The sequence below is a fragment of the Pseudomonas sp. FG86 genome (assembly GCF_057808775.1).
On sequence record NZ_JBMDIS010000078.1, the window covers coordinates 1 to 22,992 of the forward strand.

The window sequence follows — 22,992 nt, forward strand, 5'->3', positions numbered from 1 at the left end:
AAAGTGTCCACCATGTCCCCGCACACCCGTCAACCATGTGTCCGGTCCATACAGGCTCTTTCCAAAAGTGACCCGCTGTAAGAGCGGAACCCTAAGCAGCCGTGACCGCAGCAACGGATATGTACTCGGTCAAACCCAACCACATGGTCGGCCCAAAGGCCGCCACGGAAGCAAGCTCCCTCGCCACAGACCACTGAAAATTGTGTAGATACCCATGGACATCGGGGCAAGTCGAATCGTCGCACCGCCCCTCCCATCTTGGTTTTGTAGTGGTTGTCAGGCGACTTTCTGCTCGCGTTCAGCAATCAGCTGGCGGGTGAGGGGGATCAACCGCTTGCCATAGTCGATCGCATCGTTGAGCGGATCAAACCCACGAATCAGGAAGGTGGTGATGCCGAGGTCGTAATAATCTACCAAGGCCTCCGCAACTTGCTCGGCGGTGCCCACCAACGAGGTGGAGTTACCTTGCGCCCCCAGCAACCCGGCAATCCCGGTCCACAAACGCTTATCCAGCCGCGCCCCCTGCGCCGCCGCCGCGAGCAAGCGGCGTGAACCTTCGTTCGGCGGTTCACGCCGCACAAAACCGTTCTTCTCTGCCAGCGCCGTCGCCTGCTGCAAGATGCTCTCGGCCCGCGCCCACGCCAGCTCCTCGGTCTCGGCGAGGATCGGCCGCAACGACAGGCTGAAGCGAATCGTGCGCCCGTGCTTGGCCGCTTCAGCGCGCACCTGGGTCACGATTTCGCGCACTTGCTCATAGGTCTCGCCCCACAACGCGTACACATCGGCATGCTTGCCTGCCACTTCAATCGCGGCCTTGGAGGAGCCGCCAAAGTACAGTGGGATATGCGGCTGTTGCGGTGACTTCACCGCAGAGTGCGCGCCCTCCACCTGGTAGTAAGTGCCGGCGAAGTCGAAGGGCTGTTCGCTGGTCCATTCCTGGCGCACCACGCTCAGGTATTCGTCCGTGCGCGCGTAGCGTTCGTCCTTGCCGATATGGCTGCCGTCGGCGCGCAGTTCGCGGTCGTCACCCCCGGTGATGATATGCACGGCGGTACGCCCGCCGTTGAACACATCCAGGGTGGCGAACTGGCGCGCTGCCAGGGTCGGTTGGGCAAAGCCGGGGCGGTGGGCAATCAGGAATTGCAGTTTTTTCGTCACGCTGGCCGCATGGGAGGCGATCAGCGTGCTGTCCGGGCTGTTGGAGTGGAAGGCCACCAGGGCGCGGTCGAAGCCGGCCTCTTCGTGGGCCCGGGCCACGGTCTCCACGTAGTCCGGTTGCAGGGTCGGGCCGCTGCGCGGGTGGATCTCGGATGCGTGATGGCCACCGATATAGCCGATGAATTCAATGCTCATGGTCTGTCCTTGTCGAGTACGGGGTTAACACCTCCACCGGGCAGGGGGTCGGTTATGCTCATACACGGTAGGGCCAGCCAAAGCCTGTGTAAAATGCCGTTTGGTTCTATTCTAATTATTAAAATATAGAATCATAGTTTAGTTGTTTGATCAGTAAATTGCATTTTGTGCGTAAGGCTGACGTTAGATAACGTTGTATTTTGCCCAGGGCTAAGGTCTGATGGGCGCCGAAAACGGTACCTCGAAGGTTGAGCATTGATGCGGGCAGAACTTGCGCAATATGGCGGTATCACCGTCATGATTCCGGCCGCGGTGGTGATTGCTGTCTGGTTAAGGTATTCCTCCCCTTGGGCGCTTCGGGCGTGGGTCATGACGGTCGGTGTGACTTATTCGATTGTGGCGGCTAGTAAGTTAATGTTCAAAGGGTGGGGTTTATCTTTCCAGCACGTGGACATTGCAGTAATAAGCGGCCATGCCATGAACACCTGTTTAATGGTGACGGTGGCAACAAGTATGTTGGCGCGCCAGTTCAATTTGGCGTGGCGCTGGCCGGCGGCGTGTGTGGCGCTCACGCTAAGTATCGGGTTCAGTGCTTATTGTGTCGCTCCCTATATACACCCACTGAATGAAGCCCTGGCCGGTGCCGCACTGGGCGCCGTCGCCGCGATTGCCTTTCTCTGGCGTATTGATACCGCCAACGTCAAGGTATCCCCCTCGTTCATGAGCGGTGGGCTGGTGTTTTTGCTGGCCTGTGCGCTGGTGCCCAAATATAACGCGGAGTTGCTGCTCAACCGCGTTGCCGTGAGCCTTTCAGGGGCCGAACAAGCCCATCAGGAACCGGCCTGGCGTCTGGGCGCCGCGCGTGGCAAGGCCGAATAGGTCGCCAGGTCCAGGGCGCGGTTGCTCTCCACCATCAGTTCCAGCAGCACCGTTTGCGCATTGAACTGCCGCATATCGCCCCGACGTTGTGCACCCTGCATCTGCTTGAGCAGCGCATGGGTGATTTGCTGGGGTGAGCTGCCTTGCAACTGGTCCAGCCAGTAGCCTATTGCCCGGGTGTTCTGCTGGTACTGAGCGCCGACTGCTGGCTCCACAAGCCCTTCGAAAATGCCCGTGAGTTTTCTCAGGGCATGGCTACGGCGCAGGTCCTCCCACAGGTTCATGGCCGCTCCTCGGTGCCGGAGATATTAGCCAGCAACTCATCGGTCTTGACCTGCATGAACTGGCTGTCGCCACGGCTTTCCACGCACAGGCACACCGACAGTGCATCACTGACCTGCAGCTTGAAACGCCAGTCGGCGAAAACCATGGACAGCCCGGCGCCGGAGTCATCGCTGTCCAGGGAGTGGTCGGCGTACAGCACCTGCATGCGTTCGAGGACACGGGTCGAGTTATTCACCTCGATATGTATATTCCCTGAAGAAGGAAATAGGCCGATGCGCTCTACCAATAACTTTGGACTTTTCATGAGGGTACTCCGTTGCGTTGTTCAATAAGCCCAGGCTCCACCGAAAGGGCCCAGAGCATGAGTAATCGCTGATCATGAAGGGGTGGCCAATAGTTGTTTGGGGCACGTCAGCAGCCAATTTTGCTGTCGCGCCCAACTTGCAGGAAGGTCCATACAGCCAGTCAATAAACTGATCGCATCAGGGGAGTGCTGTGAGCTTTTTATCCCTTACAAAGATAAATGGCTTTTCTATCGCGGAAAAAGTCAAAACGGAAACAGCTGAGACCAGCGCAAGTACAATCGGTAATGATGCGATATATTGAAGTGCGCTGCCCTTCTCGAAGGGAAATACGTTAAATACTGAAAACAGCATATAAAGAATAAGTCCGTGAATCAGGTAGATACTATAGCTCACTTCGCCCAGGGTCTTGAGCCCCTTGCTTTCCAGTACACCAAAGATAGTATTGCCAAGGGCAATCATGATGAAGGGGATACCCAGTAGCAGCATCTGGAAAATAGAATATCCTTGGTCAATAAACATCCCAGAGGCGATAAAAGCTAAAACCACAACAGACGCCGTCCTCGATTTGGCAAACGACGAAAACGCCGGAAAATTTATATTTATGATTGCGGGAATAAAACCAATAAAGAATAGCAGGGCTAGTTTAGGAACTACCAAGCCGAGGTAAATGCCTGGGATCGCCACTATCATTACCGTTACTGATAAGGCGAGATATTTGCCGTACCAGCGCCTATTGAAAATAGCAGCCACTGCGGGAAGAGATAAATAAAAAAGCCATTCATATCGGAGTGTCCAATGCGCGCCGGATGTCATATGAACGCTGTCTGGTGACCCATTAAAAGACGAACCGACAAAAAGCCCCCAGCTCACCAGGCCTTTTATGAGTCCCTTGGTGTCGGCATCAAAAACAAAACCGGTTTTCATAAGACTAATGACAAAGACCATGAGGACGACAAATATATAAAGTGGCATCACTCTTTGAATTCTTGACCTCAGTAGAAGGTTCCACTGCGGATTTTTTTGGTATATTTTTCCAAAAAATAGAAAGCCGGTTATCATGAAGAAAAGCGAAACTGGCACCACCCCCATATTATTTAAAATGGCACTTTGTGGACGCTCCCAAACCCCACTGATCTTCCAGTGGTAGGTCACAACAAAATGATGACAAACCACAGACGTGGCCAGCAGTCCGCGAAGGGCATCAATGGGCGAAGACCTCAAGAAGGTATGCTCGGTCAAGAGGTTGAGACGCGCAAAGGACACGCTTAAAAAAAGCAGGGAAATACTATATGCAGTAACGATCAAAAAAGCATTGTTCATACTGTCTGCTCGATCATTAATGGGTCTTGATCGTGTGCCCAATTTCAGGAGGCGAAACGATGCACTTATAGTCGGTGGATGTGGCGACGATACGCATAGTCCTGATCGCCGGCGACGGTTTTAATTCGACAAAAACTAACAGGCTGGATTGAGTTTTTATCACGTGTTGGTTGAGGTTTTTAGCCCGTTATTACCTGGCGGAACGTTAAGAGTCCTCGACTGAGGAGAGAGGGGGGCCACTAACTGCATTTGTCATGTTTCTGGTAAAAAGCCTGCGGTCGAGCACCGTGACCGTCACTCCATGAAATCACCTGCATGAGATATTCAGCACCCGCATACGCTGAGAGAATGTTCACTGCCGTTGTAGTGCGTAGCGTTCTCTTGGCAGGTTTTAGTTCGCCTGTGTCTCTTAGCTGTTCAATGGCATCGGCAATCGCAGTAGGGTTATTGGGTGGAACGCAGCGACCAAAGAGACTTCGGTCCAGGACTATCGAGGCGCCGACGGTTGTGGTGGCCACAACGGCGACCCCGCACATGAGGGCTTCGCTGACAACAACACCCCACCCGTCATCGGACGTGGTAGAGGCTAATATCAGGACATCGATCTGACGGAAAAAACAATTAATTTCGCTCATGGGCAATACGCCCCGGAATGTCGCTTCGACGCCGGCTGAAATACAGTGGGCTTTCATTGCTTCTGCTTCGGGGCCGCCACCGGCAATATCGAACGTTACGCGGCCGTTCAATTGTGCCAGCGCGTCCACCACATCAAATATACCTTTTGACTTCACCAAACGTCCCAAGTAGCCGATGCGGAGTTTTTCGGTAGGCGGCGGTATATGGGGCTTCACGATCGGAGGGGATATGAAGTAAGCAAATGGAATGACTTTTTCCGCAGGATAGCCAATCGATGTAAACCACGGTGGTCCATTACGACCGATGGCCAGGATGAACGCAGCGTGGCGACGGTGATAGCGTTCCTCGCCCCAGGACTGCAGCCACCGCAATGCACCAGACCAGCCTGAGGCGACGCGTGGTTCAGACATAATGGCATAGCGCGCTTTATTGGCTTTAATGGATGTCAGTCCTTTGAGGATCGTTGGAACCCACCTTATCCCTGAAAAGATGTGCAGCGAACTTGAAACGGACTCTGCCACTAACGATTCGATAGTTTGGAGATTGGGGGCAACGAGTGTTGTGTAGCCTATTGGGTCAGGAACACTCCAGCCGAGCGCGCGACGACTCTCAGAGAGTTCTTTATCGGCACAGCAAATCAACTCCAGTTGAGGGTTCAAGCGTGCCAGTGCCGTGAAGAAATCTGCCTTGTGCGGGGACAGTGACGGCTCCCAGATAACCAGTCTTCGAAGGGCGGGGGAATCGGTATGCATATCAAGTTATCCTGCAACTATCGGAGTCGGGCTATACGTCGTATCAGCCATGAAGGCTCAAGAAGCCATTTGCGCAGCCTTGCCAGAATCGCAATGTAACGGTCTCGTTCGGACCGTGGCCGTTTGAGCGCTGAGCGGAAAAGACGATCAGCGTCCCTCGCATACAATTCATTCAGGCGCCCGCTCCCAGTGATGGAGGCGTCATGCAAGCGAAAAATAGCCAAGTCTTCACCCATGGTGTTGAAACTGGCGCCTGCCAGGGCCATCTCTAAAAACAGTTCGCCATCCCAGCATGTACGATTTTCGGTATTGAAGCCGCCTACCTTTCTAAACCATTCGCTACGAAAAAAAGTGCCTTGTTGAAAGACTGAAACTGCGCCATACGCGTACCGCCAAGCCGTAAATTTCGATGGCGTAATTGATTTTATAAACGCGCCAGAGGCATCAACAAAGTAACCACAACCAGAAATAACGCTGGTTTGAGTGTTTGTCCGGAAAGCTTCAGCGACTTTTTCCAACGCCTCAGGAAGCAACTCATCGTCGGAGTTGATAAAGCCGAAAATATCGCCAGTGGCGCGTGAAAACCCTTTGTTAAGGCCGTCGGCGGCGCCAGTATCTTTTTCGAAAACCTTAATTAATCGATCCCCATACGACTCGATTATTTCTCGACTACCGTCAGTGCTGCCAGGGTCAACGACAATATATTCGAGGTCGTTGAAATGTTGTGACAGGACTGAGTCTATGCATTTTTTTAGATAGTCAGCCTGGTTAAATGAAATGGTGACAATTGAGATTTTCAATGTGGTTTTCCGTGCTTTGACAGGTGTCTTGAGTAGCAGTAGAGCGCAGCAATGAATATGACTGTACTCCACCGTGCACTCGCACCAAAGGGTGAGAACATAATATTCCAGAACAACTCTATGATGCCGTTATAGAAATAAAATCCGAGAAATCTGAAGTTTTTAATAAACTCGATTAATAACCAGCGACTCATGACTATCCAGAAAAGACCACCGCCAACGCCAGCCCAGACCAGTCCACCCATGAGGTAGGAATGAACCGGTATGAGATCCGTGTTGTAGTTTGCTTCGTCTTTTTCCGAATAGCCCAATGCAAATTTAAGCGCGGTCAGTTTGTCCTGATAACCCCCTGTGTCTTTTGCCCATGAGCCATGCCCCAATAAGGGTTTGTCGAGGAAAGCACCCACAGACACAAGCATTTCACTGCGCCCCCCGAGCAGAGCGCCATATTCACCACTGGCCTGAATCTGAAATTTCTTCGCCGACTCTTCGGGCAGTTTATCCAGGAACCAGTCTGATGAAAAAATCGAGGTAAAGACGGCATTGATTAATAGAAGGAATGCAAAAATAAAAAAGAGCATTTTAGTCGCGGCAAATGGTCCTTTCATACTGTTGAGGGCTGCTGCAAGACGTTTTCGACTGAGCAGTGTATAAGCGGTGACCGCGAGAAGTGGAAAAATGGCCATGCTGCGTGAATCGTTAAAAAAACTGAAGATTGAAAAAATCGATATCAACAGGATGAGATGGGCATTTTTTTTCCGCGCAATGGAAAAAGTGTAAATCGTGGCAAAGAGTGCGATGACCAGTTGCCCTATCCCCCATTTCCAAGCATTGCCCAGGAAGTACTCACTGGGAAATAAAATAAATTGAGGGATAGCGCCGAGATAGGCACCGATTAAAAAAGATGGCATGCGCCGGATGTCACGATCAAAATATGTCGATAAGGCCACGAACGTACACAGAAAGATAACGGGCGCGCCAATACCTTTAACCGAGTCTACGGTTTCGGATTGATTGACTTGATCGGAAATAAATTGGCAAATGGTCCAAATTATACCGAATACAACAAGTGTGCCAATACCCTTTCCCAGCTTAAGCCGGCCCAGGTTCAACGCCAGATAAATGAGCGCAAGGATCTCTCCTGCATAAATCTCACCGCCGAAGGACAATTTCTGGCTGGAGAAAAAACCGATGAATAATGGCGTCAAACGGAGTGCCATTTTCAGTCGAGATCTGTTCAGGTCGATAGTTTTTTTAAGCGAAGGTAGCACCGTGGGTCGACCTGGTAGAGGATAAAGATCGGGCATGCAAATAGTCCCAGTCACAATAAGGTGGCGCGGTAGTTGCGCGAGGCTGTCCATTGAAAAAGGTGTCGTGAGTTTGTTTACGCTCACTATCTAATAAATAAGCCGACGAGCGTTGATCCACTTTAGAGAAGCCCGATCGCGATTTTTTATTAGCTAAGGACAGGTTGTCTGCAAATTTTTCGGGAGCGTCAGTTTGATGTGGCTTCTGAGAAGGCTTCCTCCGACCACCAGCCTGAGTACCTGGCAAGCATTCAATGACCAGATCATTCCGACTAATCCCAGTGTAGAGGTGGCTAATACTTTTGCCGTGAATAAAATGAATAAGTACACGATGTAGAGCTGTACCTGCTGCTTGATGACACCCGCACCGTTTAATACCATCGACTGTACAGTGCCTATGCACGTGAGTACTGCGAACACCGCCATGCCGGTCAGCACGGGGGAAGGAAGTGTCAGGTTTTGGTGGGTCCACACGTTGACCAGTCGTTCCCCGAAGAGCAAAAGAACCAAGCTGATGATGAACGCCAGCGTCCCTGTAAGGTAATAAGCCCAGCGGGTGATCTTTAGAATCCAGGCGCCATTCCCTTCCGCTTTTGCGTTGGCAATTTCTGGCCAGAGGGGAAATAGCGCAATGGAGACGAGGGCGGGTACATAGGTATACAGCCGGGTGTACACGTCCAGCGAGGGGACGATGTCGATGCCGATCAAACTGCCGGCCAGTAAGGTATTTATGCCTACTTCCGCGTACGGAACGACCTGCAGAATCAAAAATGACAGCCCCGTTATCAAGTAAGGTTTTAAAAGGGTGTGGTCATAATATTTAAATCGAGGCACCAACAGTTTCATGCTGCTTCTACGAAATACCACCAGCACTGAAACCCAGCCAATGATCACCGGTACGCCAATCACCCCGAAGACGAGCAGTGACAAGTTTGCGGCTCCGCTCTCTACCACAGCCCATACAAACAGCAGGGACAGCAGGCGTCCACTGGTGGTCCAGGCATTAGCCTCCGTCGTACGGTGACGTGCGAACAAAATCCGTTGGATGAGCCCTGATGGCAAACCCACGAAGACGCAGGCGGAACCCAACAACATCGCCTGATAGCGTGCAATGTCAGCGATGGGCGCGTAGTGGTAGACCCACAGTGCTAACCCGCCCGTCACGATCAGGGCCACGCATGCAATCGTCAGTAATGTAAACCAGACCACCGAAACCGCTTTGCGTGAGCCTTCGGACACTGAATCTTTGCTCTCTCCCGCAAGGGTGTTGACAATGGCCAAGCCAATACCAAAGTCTGCGTAGGCGGACAGTACTGATAACGATATCGCCATTGACAGAAATGCATAATCAACCACGCTCAGCGCGTTAATAGTGAGCGGGATAAGAGCCATTACAATCAACAGATTAAATAATCGGGCGGCCGCGGACCCAAAAATATTCTTGACCAGCCTTCGAAGTCGATTATCTAGACGCACAGCATAAGATCTCTGGTTTGGGTGGAGCAGGGGGGCTTGTGTCAATGGTGAATTCGATCGTTCGAGGGGGCTGTAGGCCTGATTTACTTATCGCCCGATGGAGTAATGAGTGATGCCTTTCTTTTTCATTCGTGCGGGCTCATACAAGTTACGACCATCGAAAATCACGGGCTGGTGGAGCTGCTGTTTGATGAACTCGAAGTCCGGTGCTTTGAACGCTGGCCAGTCGGTAACAATCACCAGTGCCTCTGCATCTTTCAGTGCCGTTTCCTTGGTGCCACACAAATTCAGATCGTCACGGACGCCATAGATACGCTGGGTTTCTTCCATGGCTTCCGGATCGTAGACACTAACCTTGGCTCCCGCGTCCCATAGCGCTTCAATAAGTACTCGGCTGGGGGCCTCACGCATATCATCAGTGTTGGGCTTGAAACTCAGGCCCCAGACAGCGAATGTCTTACCCACCAGATCACCCGAAAAATGCTTATGGATTTGTTTGAACTGGAGGGTTTTTTGTTCATTATTCCGGTGTTCAACTGCTTTCAAGATGCTGGCATCGAAATTGACGCTGCTGGCTGTGCGAATCAGCGCTTGTACATCTTTCGGAAAGCACGATCCGCCGTAACCGACACCAGGGTAGATGAAGTGGTAGCCGATACGGGGGTCAGCACCTATGCCTTGGCGAACCATCTCGATGTCCGCGCCGAGCATCGCCGCAAGGTTAGCCATTTCGTTCATAAAGCTAATTTTGGTGGCAAGCATGCAATTGGCCGCGTATTTCGTGAGTTCGGCACTCCGTACATCCATGACAATAATTTTTTCATGGTTGCGGTTGAACGGTGCATACAGTTCACGTATGACCTCCTCGGCATATGCACTGTCAGTGCCGATGACAATGCGGTCAGGGCGCATACAGTCTGCGACTGCGGAGCCTTCCTTGAGAAACTCGGGATTTGACACGACCTCGAATGTCAGTTCTTCACGTCCTCGCTGAGCAAGGACTTCCACGATACGCCTATTGACCTTGTCGGCCGTTCCTACGGGCACGGTGGATTTGTCAATGATTGTCTTATGGCTTTCCATGTACTGGGCGATTGTTTCGGCGACGCCGAGCACGTACTTCAAATCGGCCGATCCGTCTTCATCCGGTGGCGTCCCAACGGCAATAAACTGCACATCACCATGTTTCACGGCTGAGGCTGCATCTGTGGTGAAAGTGAGACGACCCGCTGCGTAATTTTCTTTTACCAAGGTTTCCAAGCCCGGCTCGTAGATCGGTACGTGCCCCTGCTTGAGTTGTTGGACCTTATCAGCATCAATATCAACGCAGACGACCTCGTGACCGACTTCGGCCAGGACCGCGCCTTGGACCAACCCTACGTAACCAATGCCGAAAACGGTGACTTTCATGTCGATTCTCTATGGAAGTATTTAAGTGCGAAAAGTTAATGTGTTTGGCACGCTACCGCCCCAGGATGTTCTGCTAGTCCCTGAGAGCGATATCGATTGATTAGTTAATTACATCCAAGCCGATAGAGGCTCAGTAGGCGCTTACTGAATACACGGTGAAACTGGAAAAATCGAATCACCTGCAGTGGGTGGCGCTTTAAGCCTTGTCGGACTTATAGTCATAGTGATAGTAGCCGTAGTTTGAATAACCATAAGCTGCCGACGCTCGTCTTTCAACTCCGTTAAAGATGGCACCTTTCAGGTGTATGCCATTTTGAGAGAAACGACGCATAGTCAATTCAATTTCACGGGCCGGGCTCATGCCAAAGCGCGTAACAATCAAGCTGGTACCGGCCTGGCGTCCAACAATGGCGGCGTCTGTCACTGCCAATAGTGGCGGTGTATCAAGAATTACGAGGTCGTAAAGGGCACTGACTTGATCTAACAATTCACTGAAGTTGAAGTGCATCAACAGTTCCGACGGATTGGGAGGGATTTGCCCTCGTCCGATGATATCGAAGTTTTCGATATCCGTTTTGTGTATGGCGGTGATGAGATCACAGCGTTTAACCAGCAAGTCGGACAGCCCATTTTCTGCCGGCGTTCCCAACACTTTATGCAAATAGCCTTTTCGCATATCCACATCGATCAACAAGACCCTCTGCCCTGACTGCGCGATCACCGCGGCGAGGTTTGCCGAGACAAACGTTTTCCCCACCAGCGGGCTGGGACCGGAGATCATCAAACGGTTGTTAGGTGCTTCCAGCATTGCAAAGTGCAGGCTGGTGCGCAGACTGCGCAGCGCTTCAATCGCCAGGTCGGTAGGATGAGACAGGGTGAGCAAAGCGGCAGCCTTGTAAAGGCCCTGACCTCGATGGGTCTTTGCTTCCTCGGATTCCTGCAACACGCTGTAGGGAATAGAGGCATACACTGGCAAGCCTAATTGCTCGATCGCATCCGGGTTTTCCAACCCTTTGTTCAATGTTTTTCGAAATAACACCAGGGCCACAGCGAAGAAACCGCCGAATAGGGTAGCGCCCAGTACGATCAAGAATTTCTTGGGTTTGACGGGCTTCTGAATATTCACATCCGCAGTATCGATCAAGCGCACGTTTCCGACGGTGCCCGCCCGCATGACGTCAAGTTCCTGGGATTTATTCAACAGCTGTGTGTAGACCTCAGTGCCAACCTCAACATCGCGAGTGAGGCTGAGTAATTCCTGCTGGGTGGCGGGTAGGCTGGTAACTTTTCTCTCCAGCATCTTTTGTTTTTCGGTCAACTCACCGATCTGCGTCAAAAGAGCGCGGTAAGCGGGGTGTTCAGGGGTAAACTTTCTATCCATCTCCGCTTGCTGGAGTTTCATGTTGGATATGTTGGTATCCAAATTGACCATCTGCTCAAGGATCGACTTGGTTTCCAGACTGATGTCCACGGACTTGTTACGTGTCTGGTATTGGTTCAGCGCATTCCCGGCTTTCTCCAGATCTTTTTTGATCTCTGGGAGCTTTTCTCTCAAAAAATCCAGGCTTTGAGCAGCCTCTGCCGAGGTGCGTTGCACGTTTTGGCGTACATAAAGCTCAGCAATGGTATTTAGTATCTTTACCGATTTTCTCGCGTCTTTACTTTCCAGTGAAAGATTGAGAATGCCTGATTCTTTCCCGCGTTCAAGCACATCCAAGGCGTCTTGATATTCCAAAATGCTGTTCAGACGAGGGTTGCGGACAACGCTGAACTTCGTTCCTGGATTCGCGCGCAGTTCATCAATTTGAAGTTTAATCCCCCGCTGATTGACTGCTTGCCCCCTCTCGCCCTCCACCAACAGATTGCCGTCTTCGTCGAGCAGTACGTAATCCCCACTGTCGCCGGCGACGAGGGTCAATTTTTTACCGAGTAGACTTTCCGGCAGGTTGAGTTGAGACACCTTAAGAGACTCTCCGCCCCACGCGAAGCTGTTCATACCCAGCCACGGGCTGGCGACCTCGCCCTGAGCCGTCCCTTTGAAACGGCGAGAAATGAACTCACCTACCACAGGGAAGTAGTTCGGCACGATGACAATATCAAGTTGTAGTTTATCGACCGTCTCGCCAATAATTGCACGCGACCTGATCAGTTCGATCTCGGTGGTAGAAGGAGATTCTTTACCCAGCATACTGCTGACATCCGAGAACCCGAGCAGGTCATTCTTTTTGGACTCAACTTGCACCAGCGCATTCGCCTGATAGATGGGCGAGGCCAACAGCGCATACGCAATGCCCACGATCATAAAGATCACGGTAATTGCCATAATCAACCATTTGTGATCTATCATCGTTCCGAACATGCCGAGAAGATCAATCTCGTCATCGTCATAATCCTGCGCATTCACTACGGTTGACTGTTGCATAAGTTAGTTTATCGGCCCTGATGACTATGTGGTGAATGACACTCAGCGTGCGAGACGCTGTGCCCATGCCTGTACGGCTTCTTCTATCAACGTATAAGCATGTACAAAAGCAGGTTTCCCTTGACGGTAGGGGTCTCTGATTTCGCGGTTGTCTTGCCATTTACCCAGCAAGAAGACTTTTCCCCGTGCTTCGGGGGCGATGTTCAAAACACCCTTGATATGGCCTTGCTCCATTACCAGGATAATGTCCGACCCACATACCGATTCTGAGGTCAGTTGACTGGCTTTGTGCGCAGTGGGCACGTAGCCGTGTTCCTCAAGGACCATTCGCGCAGTAGGCTCGATAGGGTTATCGTCCAGGGCGGCGAGGCCAGCCGAGCTAACTTCGATGTCGGAGCGAGCGAGGGCTTCACGTAACAAAACTTCTGCAGTAGGACTGCGACATATGTTGCCGATGCAGACGACCAGAATTTTTTTAAACACGGCAACCTCCTTGGCGCGTAGACAAGTGCTCAGGTGAACTAACCCATTCGAGAATGCTGAGGGGTATTGTAAGGTTTAAGCGTCAGTTGAATAATTTGCTTGGAGGGATTCACGTTGAGAAGCTTAACGTTGAATGCGCCGTAACAGCAACCCTAAATATCACCTGTGTACTTAATGCCATATTGTTCGAAGTTCGCCAGCTTTTAAAGTTCGACAAAAAATAACACTTCAGTTTCCAACTGACAAAAAATAACATTCATGGCTTTTTTGGGCGTCGCTCGGTATAAAGTGAGTTAGTTGTTTTTGACGTTAGTGTGCAGGAAGTCCGTTAACCTTGCTTAGTTGGAGGCTGAAAGTGTTGGCACATGACGCGACAAGCATTCCGATTATCCAGAGTGAGGACGTTGGTTCCACTGCCTGGTATTTGGTCCAATGCAAGGCGAATCAGGATGAGCGAGCTGAAAATAATCTGATCGAACAAGGCTATACCTGTTTTCGTCCCACGCATCGGCGTGAGCGGATTCTAAAAGGGCAACGAAGGGTGGTTTGTGAATCTCTCTTTCCCAGCTATTTATTTATCCAAGTCAGTTCAAACGACAATTGGGGGCCTCTGCGTTCGACCCGTGGAGTATTACGGGTTGTGGCATTTGGTGGTAAGCCGCTGCCGGTCCGTGATGTGTTGATTGCGCAGCTTTACGAGCGCAATAGCGATGCTCCCGTAGCGGCATGCCTTACTCCCGGGGAAACAGTGCGTATTAATGAAGGCCCCTTTGCCGAGTTGAAGGCGATCTTTCTGACAATGGAGGGAAGTGAGAGGGTTGTTTTGCTGATGAATTTCCTGCTAGGAGAGCAGGTATTCAGTTTGCCGCTGGCGGGCGTTAGCAGGCTTTAACTACTCACTAATAGTTAATAATCACCTGGCGTGCCAACACGGCACTCTTTGATGTGGCGCGGTGGCAGGAAAGCGTATTCAGTGCGGTCCCTGAGATAACAGCGGGTTGTTTGTCAGTGTGCGAATTTCATATTGCCGACTTTATTCAAGGCAGGGCCAATACCTGATCGTCAGGCGTGAACGCCGTCTACCTGGATCTTGCTACTTGTAAGAAGACCTGAATCTATTCAACGGATGAGCGGACAGCACTTGAAGTTATTAAGAATCATCTCTTCGGTTAAACCGGAAAATGGCGGTCCTATTAATGCCGCTCGGGAAATTGACAAGGTCCTCGTTCAGGACGGGCATCGTGTTGATGTATTGACGCTGGATGCGGATTTCGCTGTCGACTATCCGGGAACGGTGCACTTCATGGGGCCGAGCCGATTTGGCTACGGTTTGAACGCAAACATTCGGCAGTGGCTTGAACAGCACGCACGGCACTATGACTTTTTCATCATCAATGGACTATGGCAGTACCACGGTTTCGTCGCTCGCCAGGTGCTGAACAAGTTGGGCCGACCCTACATTGTGTATACCCACGGGATGCTTGATCCCTGGTTTAAGCACGCTTATCCACTCAAGCATTTGAAGAAATGGTTGTATTGGCCGTGGGGTGAGTACCGGGTGCTGAGGGATGCGAAGCGCGTGGTATTTACCAGTGAAGAAGAGAAAATCCGTGCGCGTGAGTCGTTCTGGTTATACCGGGCTAATGAAACGATAACGGCTTACGGTACCGCCAGCCCGCCGTCGGACGATGCACGATTGGCTCAGGCTTTCGTCAATGACCACCCGGAGTTGAAGGGCAAACGGGTGATCCTGTTCTTGAGTCGTATCCATGAAAAGAAAGGTTGCGACCAACTGCTGCAGGCATTTGCCCAGGTCGCAGGGCAAGATGAGCGTTTGCATCTGGTCATGGCCGGCCCTGATCAAGGGGGCTGGGTACAGGCGTTGAAGACCCAAGCCTTGGACTTGGGAGTGGCTCATCGAGTGACGTGGCCTGGCATGTTGCAGGGGGAGGCAAAGTGGGGGGCGTTTTATGCGGCCGAGGTATTTTGCCTGCCTTCACATCAGGAAAATTTCGGCGTAGTCGTGGCGGAGGCGCTGGCCTGTGGCAAACCGGTGCTGATCAGTAACAAGGTCAATATCTGGCGTGAAATCGAAAAGGACGCCGTAGGGTTTGTCAGCGAAGACACTGCTGCTGGCGCCGTGCAAAACCTGCAACGCTGGTTGCGACTCGACTTGCCCGGCTACGGTCAAATGTCCGGGCGAGCCCAAGCGTGCTTCGCCGAGCGCTTTCATATTCGACGTGGGGCTCAGCGTCTGTTGGAGATCGTGCGGGAGTGCCTCCCATGATTCTTCAAGGCAATGACCCCCATCACTCGCCCTCGTTTTCGTTCGTGCACAGGGTGCGTCGCCAACTCTGGAATATGGTGTACGTGTTGCTGTTTCGGCCCAGTCCGCGCCCGTTTCATGCCTGGAGAGCCTTCTTACTGAGACTGTTCGGCGCACGCCTGGGCAAAGGTGTACATGTTTATCCGCGCGCGAAAGTGTGGGCACCCTGGAATCTTGAACTCGGTGATCATGTTGGTATTGCCGATGGCACCAATCTTTACAACATGGCCATGATTTCCATCGGACGCTACAGCGTCATTTCCCAGGGCGCTCATTTGTGCGGCGGTTCCCACGACTACAACAGTCGAAACTTTCAGTTGTACGCAAAGCCCATTGTGCTGGGGGAGCATGTGTGGGTGTGCGCCGACGCGTTCGTCACCCTTGGAGTCTGTATTGCCGATGGCGTGGTAGTGGGCGCCCGCACCCTGGTGATCAAGAGCATTGCGCAGCCGTGGACCGTCCACGCCGGGCATCCCGCCCGGCAAATCGGCCACCGCACACAACACTTGCGCGAGGTGATGCCATGACGCGTGAAACCATCACCGTAATCATCCTCACCTATAACGAAAGCCTTCACATCGCCCGAGCCATCGAGTCGGCGCGTGCCTTCAGCGATGAAGTGCTGGTGGTGGATTCGTTCTCCAGCGACGACACCTGTGACATCGCCCGGCTCCACGGTGCGCTAGTGGTGCAGCATGCGTTCGTCAACCAGGCCAAGCAGTTCCAGTGGGCATTGGACCATTTGCCGATCACCGGCAACTGGACGATGCGTCTGGACGCCGACGAGATCATCGAGGCGGACCTGGCCGCCGCCATCAATACCCGGCTGCCCACACTGACCAGTGACATCACCGGCATCAACTTCAAGCGCAAGCATATTTTCATGGGGCGCTGGGTGCGTCATGGCGGCCGCTATCCGTTGAAGATGCTGCGGTTGTGGCGTACCGGGAAAGGCCGTATCGAAGACCGTTGGATGGACGAGCACATCTCGGTGGCCGAGGGCCGCACCATCACGCTGGAAGGCGGTTTTGCCGACCACAATTTGCATGACTTGACCTTCTTCACCCACAAGCACAACGGCTATGCCACCCGTGAAGCGATTGAAGTGCTGAATGCACGGCTGGGGCTGTTTGAAATACGTGACGACTTGCATGCCGGGCAGAGTTCGTTCCAGGCCAGGGCGAAGCGCCTTGTGAAAAACCGCCTATATAACCGCGTGCCATTCACCCTGAGTTCTACCGCGTATTTCCTGTGGCGCTACATCATCCAGCTGGGGTTTCTCGATGGCCGCAGTGGTCTGGTCTATCACCTGCTCCAGGGCTATTGGTACCGCTTTCTGGTGGGCGCCAAAGTGCTCGAACTGGAAACCGCGATTGCGCACTTAAACGATAAGGAAGCCATTGTCCGGGAACTATCAAAGTTGACCGGACATAACTTGAACCTGCCCACACCGAAGTAACTGAGCGTTTTTAACAAACACCCAAGTCTGGGTGTCGGCCTTCGCTCGCCTATCAATTGGGAGACAGACATGAATAAAGTCGCGCTTATCACCGGGATCACCGGTCAGGATGGCTCGTACCTGGCAGAACTGCTGCTGGAAAAAGGCTATACCGTGCACGGCCTCAAGCGACGTTCTTCGTCGTTCAATACCCAGCGCATCGATCATATTTACCAGGACCCGCAGGCCCTGCGTAAGAACCTGATCCTGCACTATGGCGACCTGGCGGATTCGTCGAACCTGACGCGCATCATCCAGCAGATCCAGCCCGACGAAATCTACAACCTCGGCGCCCAATCCCACGTGGCGGTGAGCTTCGATTCGCCGGAATACACCGCCGATGTGGATGCCCTGGGTGCCTTGCGCATCCTTGAGGCGATCCGCCTGTTGGGCCTGGAAAAGAAGACCCGTTTCTACCAGGCCTCGACCTCCGAGTTGTACGGTCTGGTGCAGGAAACGCCGCAGAAGGAAACCACGCCGTTCTATCCGCGCTCGCCCTACGCGGTGGCCAAGCTGTACGCCTACTGGATCACCGTGAACTTCCGCGAAGCCTATGGGCTGTATGCGTGCAACGGCATCCTGTTCAACCACGAGTCGCCGCGTCGCGGTGAGACCTTCGTGACCCGCAAGATCACCCGCGCCCTGAGCAACATCGCCCTGGGCCTGGAACAATGCCTGTACATGGGCAACATGGATGCACTGCGCGACTGGGGCCACGCCAAGGACTACGTGCGCATGCAGTGGATGATGCTGCAACAGGAACACCCCGAGGATTTTGTGATCGCCACCGGGGTGCAGTATTCGGTGCGCGACTTTATTCGCTGGTCTGCGGCGGAACTGGGCCTGCATTTGCGCTTTGTTGGCGAGGGCGTGGAAGAGGTGGCGGTGGTCGAGCAGATCGACGGTGATCTGGCGCCGGGTATCCTGGTGGGTGATGTGATTGTGCGCGTCGACCCGCGTTACTTCCGCCCGGCGGAAGTCGAGACGCTGTTGGGCGACCCGTCCAAGGCCAAGCGCCTGCTCGGCTGGGTGCCGGAAATCAGCGCCCAGGAAATGTGCGCGGAGATGGTTCGCGAAGACCTCAAGATCGCCCAGCGCCACGCCTTGTTGCGCCTGCACGGGCATGACGCACCGATTGCAGTGGAGAACTGAGCATGGCACGTGACTTTGATGCGCGGATCTTCGTGGCCGGCCATCGCGGCATGGTCGGTTCGGCCATCGTGCGGCGCCTATGGGCCCTGGGCTACACGCAGTTGCTCACCGCCGGCCGTGACGAACTGGACCTGCTCGATCCGGCGGCGGTGCAGGCGTACTTCGCCAGGCACCGTGTGGACCAGGTGTACCTGGCGGCTGCCAAGGTCGGCGGGATTCACGCCAATGCGACGTACCCGGCCGATTTCATCTACCAGAACCTGATGATCCAGGCCAACGTGATCCACGCTGCCCACAGCCATGACGTGGAAAAGCTGTTGTTCCTTGGCTCGTCGTGCATCTACCCGGTGCATGCGCCGCAACCGATGATCGAAGCGGTGTTGCTGGACGGCGCGCTGGAGCCCACCAACGAACCCTACGCGGTGGCCAAGATCGCCGGGATCAAGCTGTGCGAAAGCTACAACCGCCAGCATGGCCGCGATTACCGCAGCGTGATGCCCACCAACCTGTACGGGCCGGGCGACAACTACCATCCGCAGAACAGCCATGTGATCGCCGCCTTGCTGCGGCGCTTCCATGAGGCAACCCAGCGCGGCGATGAGGAAGTGGTGATCTGGGGCAGTGGCAAGCCGCGGCGCGAGTTCCTGCATGTGGATGATATGGCGGCGGCCAGCGTGCATGTGATGGAGCTCAGCCAGGAACGTTACCGCGAGCAGACCCAGCCGATGTGTTCGCATTTGAACGTCGGCACCGGGGTGGATTGCACCATCGCCGAACTGGCCCAGGCGCTGGTGCGGGTCACCGGCTTCAAGGGGCAGTTACGCTTTGACGCCAGCAAGCCCGACGGCGCGCCGCGCAAGCTGCTGGATGTGAGCCGGATCAACGCCCTCGGCTGGGAAGCCTATGTGCCGCTGGAGGAGGGCCTGCGCGACGCCTACAACGCCTACCTCGCGGCCCTTGAACAGCCTCGGGGCTACTGATGAAGATCCTCCTGTACGGCATCAACTACAGCCCGGAGCTCACCGGCATCGGCAAGTACAGCGGTGAACAGGCACGCTGGATGGCGGGCCAGGGGCATGACGTGCGGGTGGTGACGGCGCCGCCGTATTACCCGCTGTGGCAGGTGGGCGAGGGGTATTCGCCATGGCGCTTTCGCACCGAGCAGGATGAGGGTGTGAAGGTGATTCGTTGTCCGCTGTATGTACCGCGCCAGCCTCGTGCGCTGACGCGGTTGCTGCACCTGATGAGCTTTTCCGCCAGTTCTTTTCTTGCGGTCATGGGGCAGTTGCGCTGGAAACCGGACCTGGTGATCCTGGTAGTGCCCACCCTGTTTTGTGCGCCCCAGGCACTATTGTTGGCCAAGCTCAGTGGCGCGCGCTCGGTGCTGCACATCCAGGACTACGAGGTGGACGCGATGTTCGGCCTCGGCCTCGGTGGCGGCTCCCTTATGCGTCGCCTGGCGTTTGGGCTTGAACGCTGGCTGTTGCGGCGCTTTGACCGGGTCTCGACGATTTCCAGCGGCATGCTCGACAAGGCCCGGGGCAAAGGCGTGAGCAGCAAGCGCCTGCTGTTCTTTCCCAATTGGTCGGAAACCGCCCGCTTTCGCCAGGTGCCCCACAGTCGTGGGCTGCTGCAACGCCTGGGTGTGGCGCCCGGCCAAAAGGTGTTGTTGTACTCCGGCAATATCGGCGAGAAGCAGGGCCTGGAATTGATCCTCGATGCAGCCCAGGCCCATGTCGATCGCCCGGAGCTGGTGTTCCTGATCGTCGGCCAGGGCACCGGCAAGGCGCGCTTGCTTGAGCGCGTGCAGCGTGATGGCCTGCGCAATGTGCTGTTTGCGCCGTTGCAGGCCTACGAGGATTTACCGGCGCTGCTGGCCTCGGCCGACGTGCACCTGGTGATCCAGAAGCGCGGGGTGGCGGACTCGGTGCTGCCTTCCAAGTTGACCAACATTCTGGCGGTGGGCGGCCACGCCATCATCACCGCCGACCCTGGCACCACCCTCGGCCGCCTGTGCGAGGAACACCCCGGCATTGCGGTGTTGACTGAACCGGAATCCGTCGCGGCGTTGAGCACAGGGATCGAGCGGGCACTGGCATTGCCCGCGCGCAACGAGGTGGCGCTGAACTACGCCAAGGAGTTCCTCGACAAGGAACGCATTCTGCAACGCTTTCTGGCACAGGTCTGATGGGTATGTGGCTTGATTTACCGACCTTCAATACGGTCGTGGCATCGACGCCGCTGGTGGCGATCGACCTGGTGGTAAGAAATACCCGTGGCGAGGCCCTGCTGGGCTTGCGCGTCAACCGGCCGGCCTACGGCTTCTGGTTCGTGCCCGGCGGGCGTATCCAGAAAAACGAAAACCTCGACAGCGCATTCCGGCGCATCACCTGCGACGAACTGGGGTACACCTTCGAGCGCGCTGAGGCGCGGCTGTTGGGGGTGTTCGAGCACTTCTACGACGACAGCGTGTTTGCCAACGCCGGGGCCGGGCCGGACACCCATTATGTGGTGCTCAGCTATTGCCTGGACCTGCCGGAAGGCCAGACCCTGCAGCCGCCCACGGAGCAACACCAGCATTACCGCTGGTGGTCCGAGGATGAACTGCGCATCAGCCTGCGGGTGCATGAACACACTCGCGCCTATTTCTGACTCTCTCTCCCGAGGACGCTCTCATGTTGTTACCCGTGATCATGGCAGGCGGTTCGGGGTCGCGCCTGTGGCCGCTTTCGCGGCAACTGAACCCCAAGCAGTTCCTGCGCTTGACCGACGCGCACCTTTCGATGCTGCAGCAGACCATCACGCGGCTGGAAGGCGCTAACGTCGCGCTGCCGCAGTTGATCTGCAATGAACAGCACCGCTTCCTGGTGGCCGAGCAGTTGCGCCAGTTGGGCATGGAACAGGCCAGCATCCTGTTGGAGCCGGCGGGGCGCAACACGGCGCCGGCCATCGCGCTGGCGGCGTGCAAGGCGGTGGCCGAGGACCAGGACCCGATCCTTCTGGTGCTGGCAGCGGACCATTTGATCGAAGACATCCCAGCGTTTCATGCCAGCCTGGAAGTGGCGCTGCCGCTTGCCCGTGACGGCAAGCTGGTGACCTTCGGTATCTCGCCCACCAGCGCCCATACCGGCTACGGCTATATCGAACAAGGCGAGGCGGCGGGCGAGGGCGGTTATCAGGTCAAGCGCTTTGTGGAGAAGCCGGACGCCGCCACCGCTGCCGCGTATGTGGCCGATGGTGGGTATTACTGGAACAGCGGCATGTTCATGTTCCGCGCCAGCCGTTACCTGGAGGAACTGGAACGCTTCCAGCCGGCCATCCTCAAGGCCTGTCGCGTGGCGCTGGAAGGCGGCAGCCAGGATCAACCCTTCACCCGCGTGCACGCCGCGACCTTTGCCGCTTGCCCCGACGACTCCATCGATTACGCGGTGATGGAAAAAACCAGTGACGCGGTGATGGTGCCGTTGCAGGCCGGCTGGAGTGATATTGGCTCGTGGTCGGCGTTGTGGGAGGCCAGCGAAAAAGACTCCAGCGGCAATGTGATACGCGGCGATGGGCTAAGCCTGGACACTCACGATACCTACGTACACGCTGACAGTCGGCTGGTGGCCACGGTGGGGGTGCAGAACCTGATCATTGTCGAGACCAAGGACGCGGTGCTGGTGGCCCACAAGGACCAGGTGCAGCAGGTCAAGGGCATCGTCGACCTGCTCAAGCAGGCCGGGCGCCATGAACATCTCAACCACCGCGAGGTGTATCGACCATGGGGCATGTACGACTCGGTGGACAACGGCCAGCGCTATCAGGTCAAGCGTATCACGGTGAAGCCGGGGGCCAAGTTGTCGGTGCAGATGCACCACCACCGCGCCGAGCATTGGATCGTGGTCAGCGGTACGGCCAGGGTCACCAATGGCGAGCAGACTTACCTGGTGGCGGAAAACCAGTCGACCTACATCCCCATCGGTCAGGTGCATGCCTTGGAAAACCCAGGAGTGATTCCCCTGGAATTGATCGAGGTGCAGTCGGGTTCCTACCTGGGCGAGGACGATATCGTGCGCTTTGAAGACAAGTACGGCAGGGCCTGATGTTTTTCGACAATTAATAACGTTTTAAATAACTTTGATTGTCCCGATGCAGTGGCCACCGGGCGCTTCACCGGAAAAACGTTATTTTCAACTAAGTCAGTTAAAAGTTGCGCGTCTGGTGCGTTGTTTAGTTGAGTGGCACTATCGACTTTCCTGTTCACTGACGATAAGGAGTCTGAAATGAGAAAATCACTGGCTATCATGGTGCTCAGTGTCTTGAGCACTTCTGCGTTGGCCGATGAGTTGCCGTTGGGACTTGATACGCAAGTGGTGGGTACCGTGACAGTTGGGCAAACGCTGCTGGTTGGCGCTGCCCTGATTGCGGGTGTTGCCGCGGTGTCCAACAGCGGCGGCAGCTCCAATGGCGGCGGCACTACGGGTACCACCGGTACTACCGGTACCACGAGTACCAGTCGCTAGTTGCCAGTTGCAAACCTTCCGCTTTTAGACCGCTTGGCACCCCCATCCAAGTGGTCTTTTTTTCTTGTTGTTTATCGCGAGTG

Annotated in this window: 22 protein-coding genes; 11 read left to right on the forward strand and 11 right to left on the reverse strand. The window is 54.6% G+C overall.

Annotation, left to right across the window (positions count from 1 at the left end):
* Positions 1 to 276 precede the first annotated feature (276 nt).
* Positions 277 to 1,353, reverse strand: a complete 1,077-nt coding sequence (locus tag ACODSV_RS29270; RefSeq protein ID WP_150054621.1) for an LLM class flavin-dependent oxidoreductase — start codon at positions 1,351 to 1,353, stop codon at positions 277 to 279.
* Positions 1,354 to 1,611: 258 nt separating this feature from the next.
* Here ACODSV_RS29270 and ACODSV_RS29275 point away from each other — a divergent pair, with 258 nt between their 5' ends.
* Positions 1,612 to 2,232 carry a phosphatase PAP2 family protein gene (locus tag ACODSV_RS29275; protein ID WP_370531101.1) on the forward strand — a complete coding sequence of 207 codons (621 nt, stop codon included), beginning with the start codon at positions 1,612 to 1,614 and terminating at the stop codon, positions 2,230 to 2,232.
* Here the strand turns inward: ACODSV_RS29275 and ACODSV_RS29280 are convergent.
* The 10 genes from ACODSV_RS29280 to ACODSV_RS29325 all read right to left on the reverse strand — a co-directional run bounded on the left by ACODSV_RS29280 (position 2,184) and on the right by ACODSV_RS29325 (position 13,428).
* Positions 2,184 to 2,516, reverse strand: coding sequence for a hypothetical protein (locus ACODSV_RS29280; RefSeq protein WP_024074893.1), 333 nt, complete (start codon positions 2,514 to 2,516; stop codon positions 2,184 to 2,186). The genes ACODSV_RS29275 and ACODSV_RS29280 overlap by 49 nt on opposite strands.
* Positions 2,513 to 2,821 (reverse strand): hypothetical protein, encoded by a 309-nt coding sequence (locus ACODSV_RS29285; RefSeq protein ID WP_024074894.1) that lies wholly within the window; start codon positions 2,819 to 2,821, stop codon positions 2,513 to 2,515. The genes ACODSV_RS29280 and ACODSV_RS29285 overlap by 4 nt, the downstream gene beginning before the upstream one ends.
* A 178-nt stretch (positions 2,822 to 2,999) precedes the next feature.
* A complete protein-coding gene (locus ACODSV_RS29290; protein ID WP_150054623.1) occupies positions 3,000 to 4,142 on the reverse strand; it encodes an acyltransferase family protein in 1,143 nt (380 codons plus the stop codon).
* A 239-nt stretch (positions 4,143 to 4,381) separates the two neighbouring features.
* Positions 4,382 to 5,530, reverse strand: a complete 1,149-nt coding sequence (locus ACODSV_RS29295) for a glycosyltransferase family 4 protein (RefSeq protein WP_150095228.1) — start codon at positions 5,528 to 5,530, stop codon at positions 4,382 to 4,384.
* Between the two features lie 17 nt (positions 5,531 to 5,547).
* Positions 5,548 to 6,330: a glycosyltransferase family 2 protein gene (locus ACODSV_RS29300; RefSeq protein ID WP_024074897.1), complete on the reverse strand. Its 783-nt coding sequence runs from the start codon at positions 6,328 to 6,330 to the stop codon at positions 5,548 to 5,550.
* Positions 6,327 to 7,637: a hypothetical protein gene (locus ACODSV_RS29305; protein ID WP_150054625.1), complete on the reverse strand. Its 1,311-nt coding sequence runs from the start codon at positions 7,635 to 7,637 to the stop codon at positions 6,327 to 6,329. Before ACODSV_RS29305 ends, ACODSV_RS29300 begins: the two co-directional genes overlap by 4 nt.
* Before the next feature lie 153 nt (positions 7,638 to 7,790).
* Positions 7,791 to 9,113: a lipopolysaccharide biosynthesis protein gene (locus ACODSV_RS29310; protein WP_146015778.1), complete on the reverse strand. Its 1,323-nt coding sequence runs from the start codon at positions 9,111 to 9,113 to the stop codon at positions 7,791 to 7,793.
* A gap of 87 nt (positions 9,114 to 9,200) precedes the next feature.
* Complete coding sequence (locus tag ACODSV_RS29315) at positions 9,201 to 10,523, reverse strand: UDP-glucose dehydrogenase family protein (RefSeq protein ID WP_024074900.1); 1,323 nt, start codon at positions 10,521 to 10,523, stop codon at positions 9,201 to 9,203.
* 196 nt (positions 10,524 to 10,719) lie between these two features.
* Entirely contained in the window at positions 10,720 to 12,945 is a 2,226-nt protein-coding gene (locus tag ACODSV_RS29320) for a polysaccharide biosynthesis tyrosine autokinase (RefSeq protein WP_102624864.1), read from the reverse strand.
* Between the two features lie 42 nt (positions 12,946 to 12,987).
* Positions 12,988 to 13,428, reverse strand: coding sequence for a low molecular weight protein-tyrosine-phosphatase (locus ACODSV_RS29325; protein WP_024074902.1), 441 nt, complete (start codon positions 13,426 to 13,428; stop codon positions 12,988 to 12,990).
* Between the two features lie 358 nt (positions 13,429 to 13,786).
* On the opposite strand from ACODSV_RS29325, the gene rfaH reads away from it, so the two are divergent.
* The 10 genes from rfaH to ACODSV_RS29375 all read left to right on the forward strand — a co-directional run bounded on the left by rfaH (position 13,787) and on the right by ACODSV_RS29375 (position 22,909).
* A complete protein-coding gene (gene rfaH / locus ACODSV_RS29330) occupies positions 13,787 to 14,320 on the forward strand; it encodes a transcription/translation regulatory transformer protein RfaH (RefSeq protein WP_223817838.1) in 534 nt (177 codons plus the stop codon).
* Positions 14,321 to 14,569: 249 nt separating this feature from the next.
* Complete coding sequence (locus tag ACODSV_RS29335) at positions 14,570 to 15,715, forward strand: glycosyltransferase (RefSeq protein ID WP_041161166.1); 1,146 nt, start codon at positions 14,570 to 14,572, stop codon at positions 15,713 to 15,715.
* The gene (locus tag ACODSV_RS29340) at positions 15,712 to 16,281 is read left to right on the forward strand and encodes an LbetaH domain-containing protein (protein WP_150054626.1); all 570 of its coding nucleotides are present in this window, start codon (positions 15,712 to 15,714) and stop codon (positions 16,279 to 16,281) included. The genes ACODSV_RS29335 and ACODSV_RS29340 overlap by 4 nt, the downstream gene beginning before the upstream one ends.
* Complete coding sequence (locus ACODSV_RS29345; protein ID WP_024074906.1) at positions 16,278 to 17,213, forward strand: glycosyltransferase family 2 protein; 936 nt, start codon at positions 16,278 to 16,280, stop codon at positions 17,211 to 17,213. The genes ACODSV_RS29340 and ACODSV_RS29345 overlap by 4 nt, the downstream gene beginning before the upstream one ends.
* A gap of 69 nt (positions 17,214 to 17,282) precedes the next feature.
* A complete protein-coding gene (gene gmd / locus ACODSV_RS29350; RefSeq protein ID WP_024074907.1) occupies positions 17,283 to 18,404 on the forward strand; it encodes a GDP-mannose 4,6-dehydratase in 1,122 nt (373 codons plus the stop codon).
* Between the two features lie 2 nt (positions 18,405 to 18,406).
* Positions 18,407 to 19,384, forward strand: coding sequence for a GDP-L-fucose synthase (gene fcl, locus ACODSV_RS29355; protein WP_102624863.1), 978 nt, complete (start codon positions 18,407 to 18,409; stop codon positions 19,382 to 19,384).
* Entirely contained in the window at positions 19,384 to 20,592 is a 1,209-nt protein-coding gene (locus ACODSV_RS29360; protein WP_024074909.1) for a glycosyltransferase WbuB, read from the forward strand. Before fcl ends, ACODSV_RS29360 begins: the two co-directional genes overlap by 1 nt.
* A 5-nt stretch (positions 20,593 to 20,597) precedes the next feature.
* The gene (locus ACODSV_RS29365; RefSeq protein WP_041161167.1) at positions 20,598 to 21,056 is read left to right on the forward strand and encodes a GDP-mannose mannosyl hydrolase; all 459 of its coding nucleotides are present in this window, start codon (positions 20,598 to 20,600) and stop codon (positions 21,054 to 21,056) included.
* Positions 21,057 to 21,079: 23 nt separating this feature from the next.
* On the forward strand, positions 21,080 to 22,489 hold the full coding sequence (locus ACODSV_RS29370) for a mannose-1-phosphate guanylyltransferase/mannose-6-phosphate isomerase (RefSeq protein WP_150095229.1): 1,410 nt from the start codon (positions 21,080 to 21,082) through the stop codon (positions 22,487 to 22,489).
* 180 nt (positions 22,490 to 22,669) lie between these two features.
* Positions 22,670 to 22,909, forward strand: a complete 240-nt coding sequence (locus ACODSV_RS29375; protein ID WP_024074912.1) for a hypothetical protein — start codon at positions 22,670 to 22,672, stop codon at positions 22,907 to 22,909.
* The last annotated feature ends 83 nt before the right edge of the window (positions 22,910 to 22,992 follow it).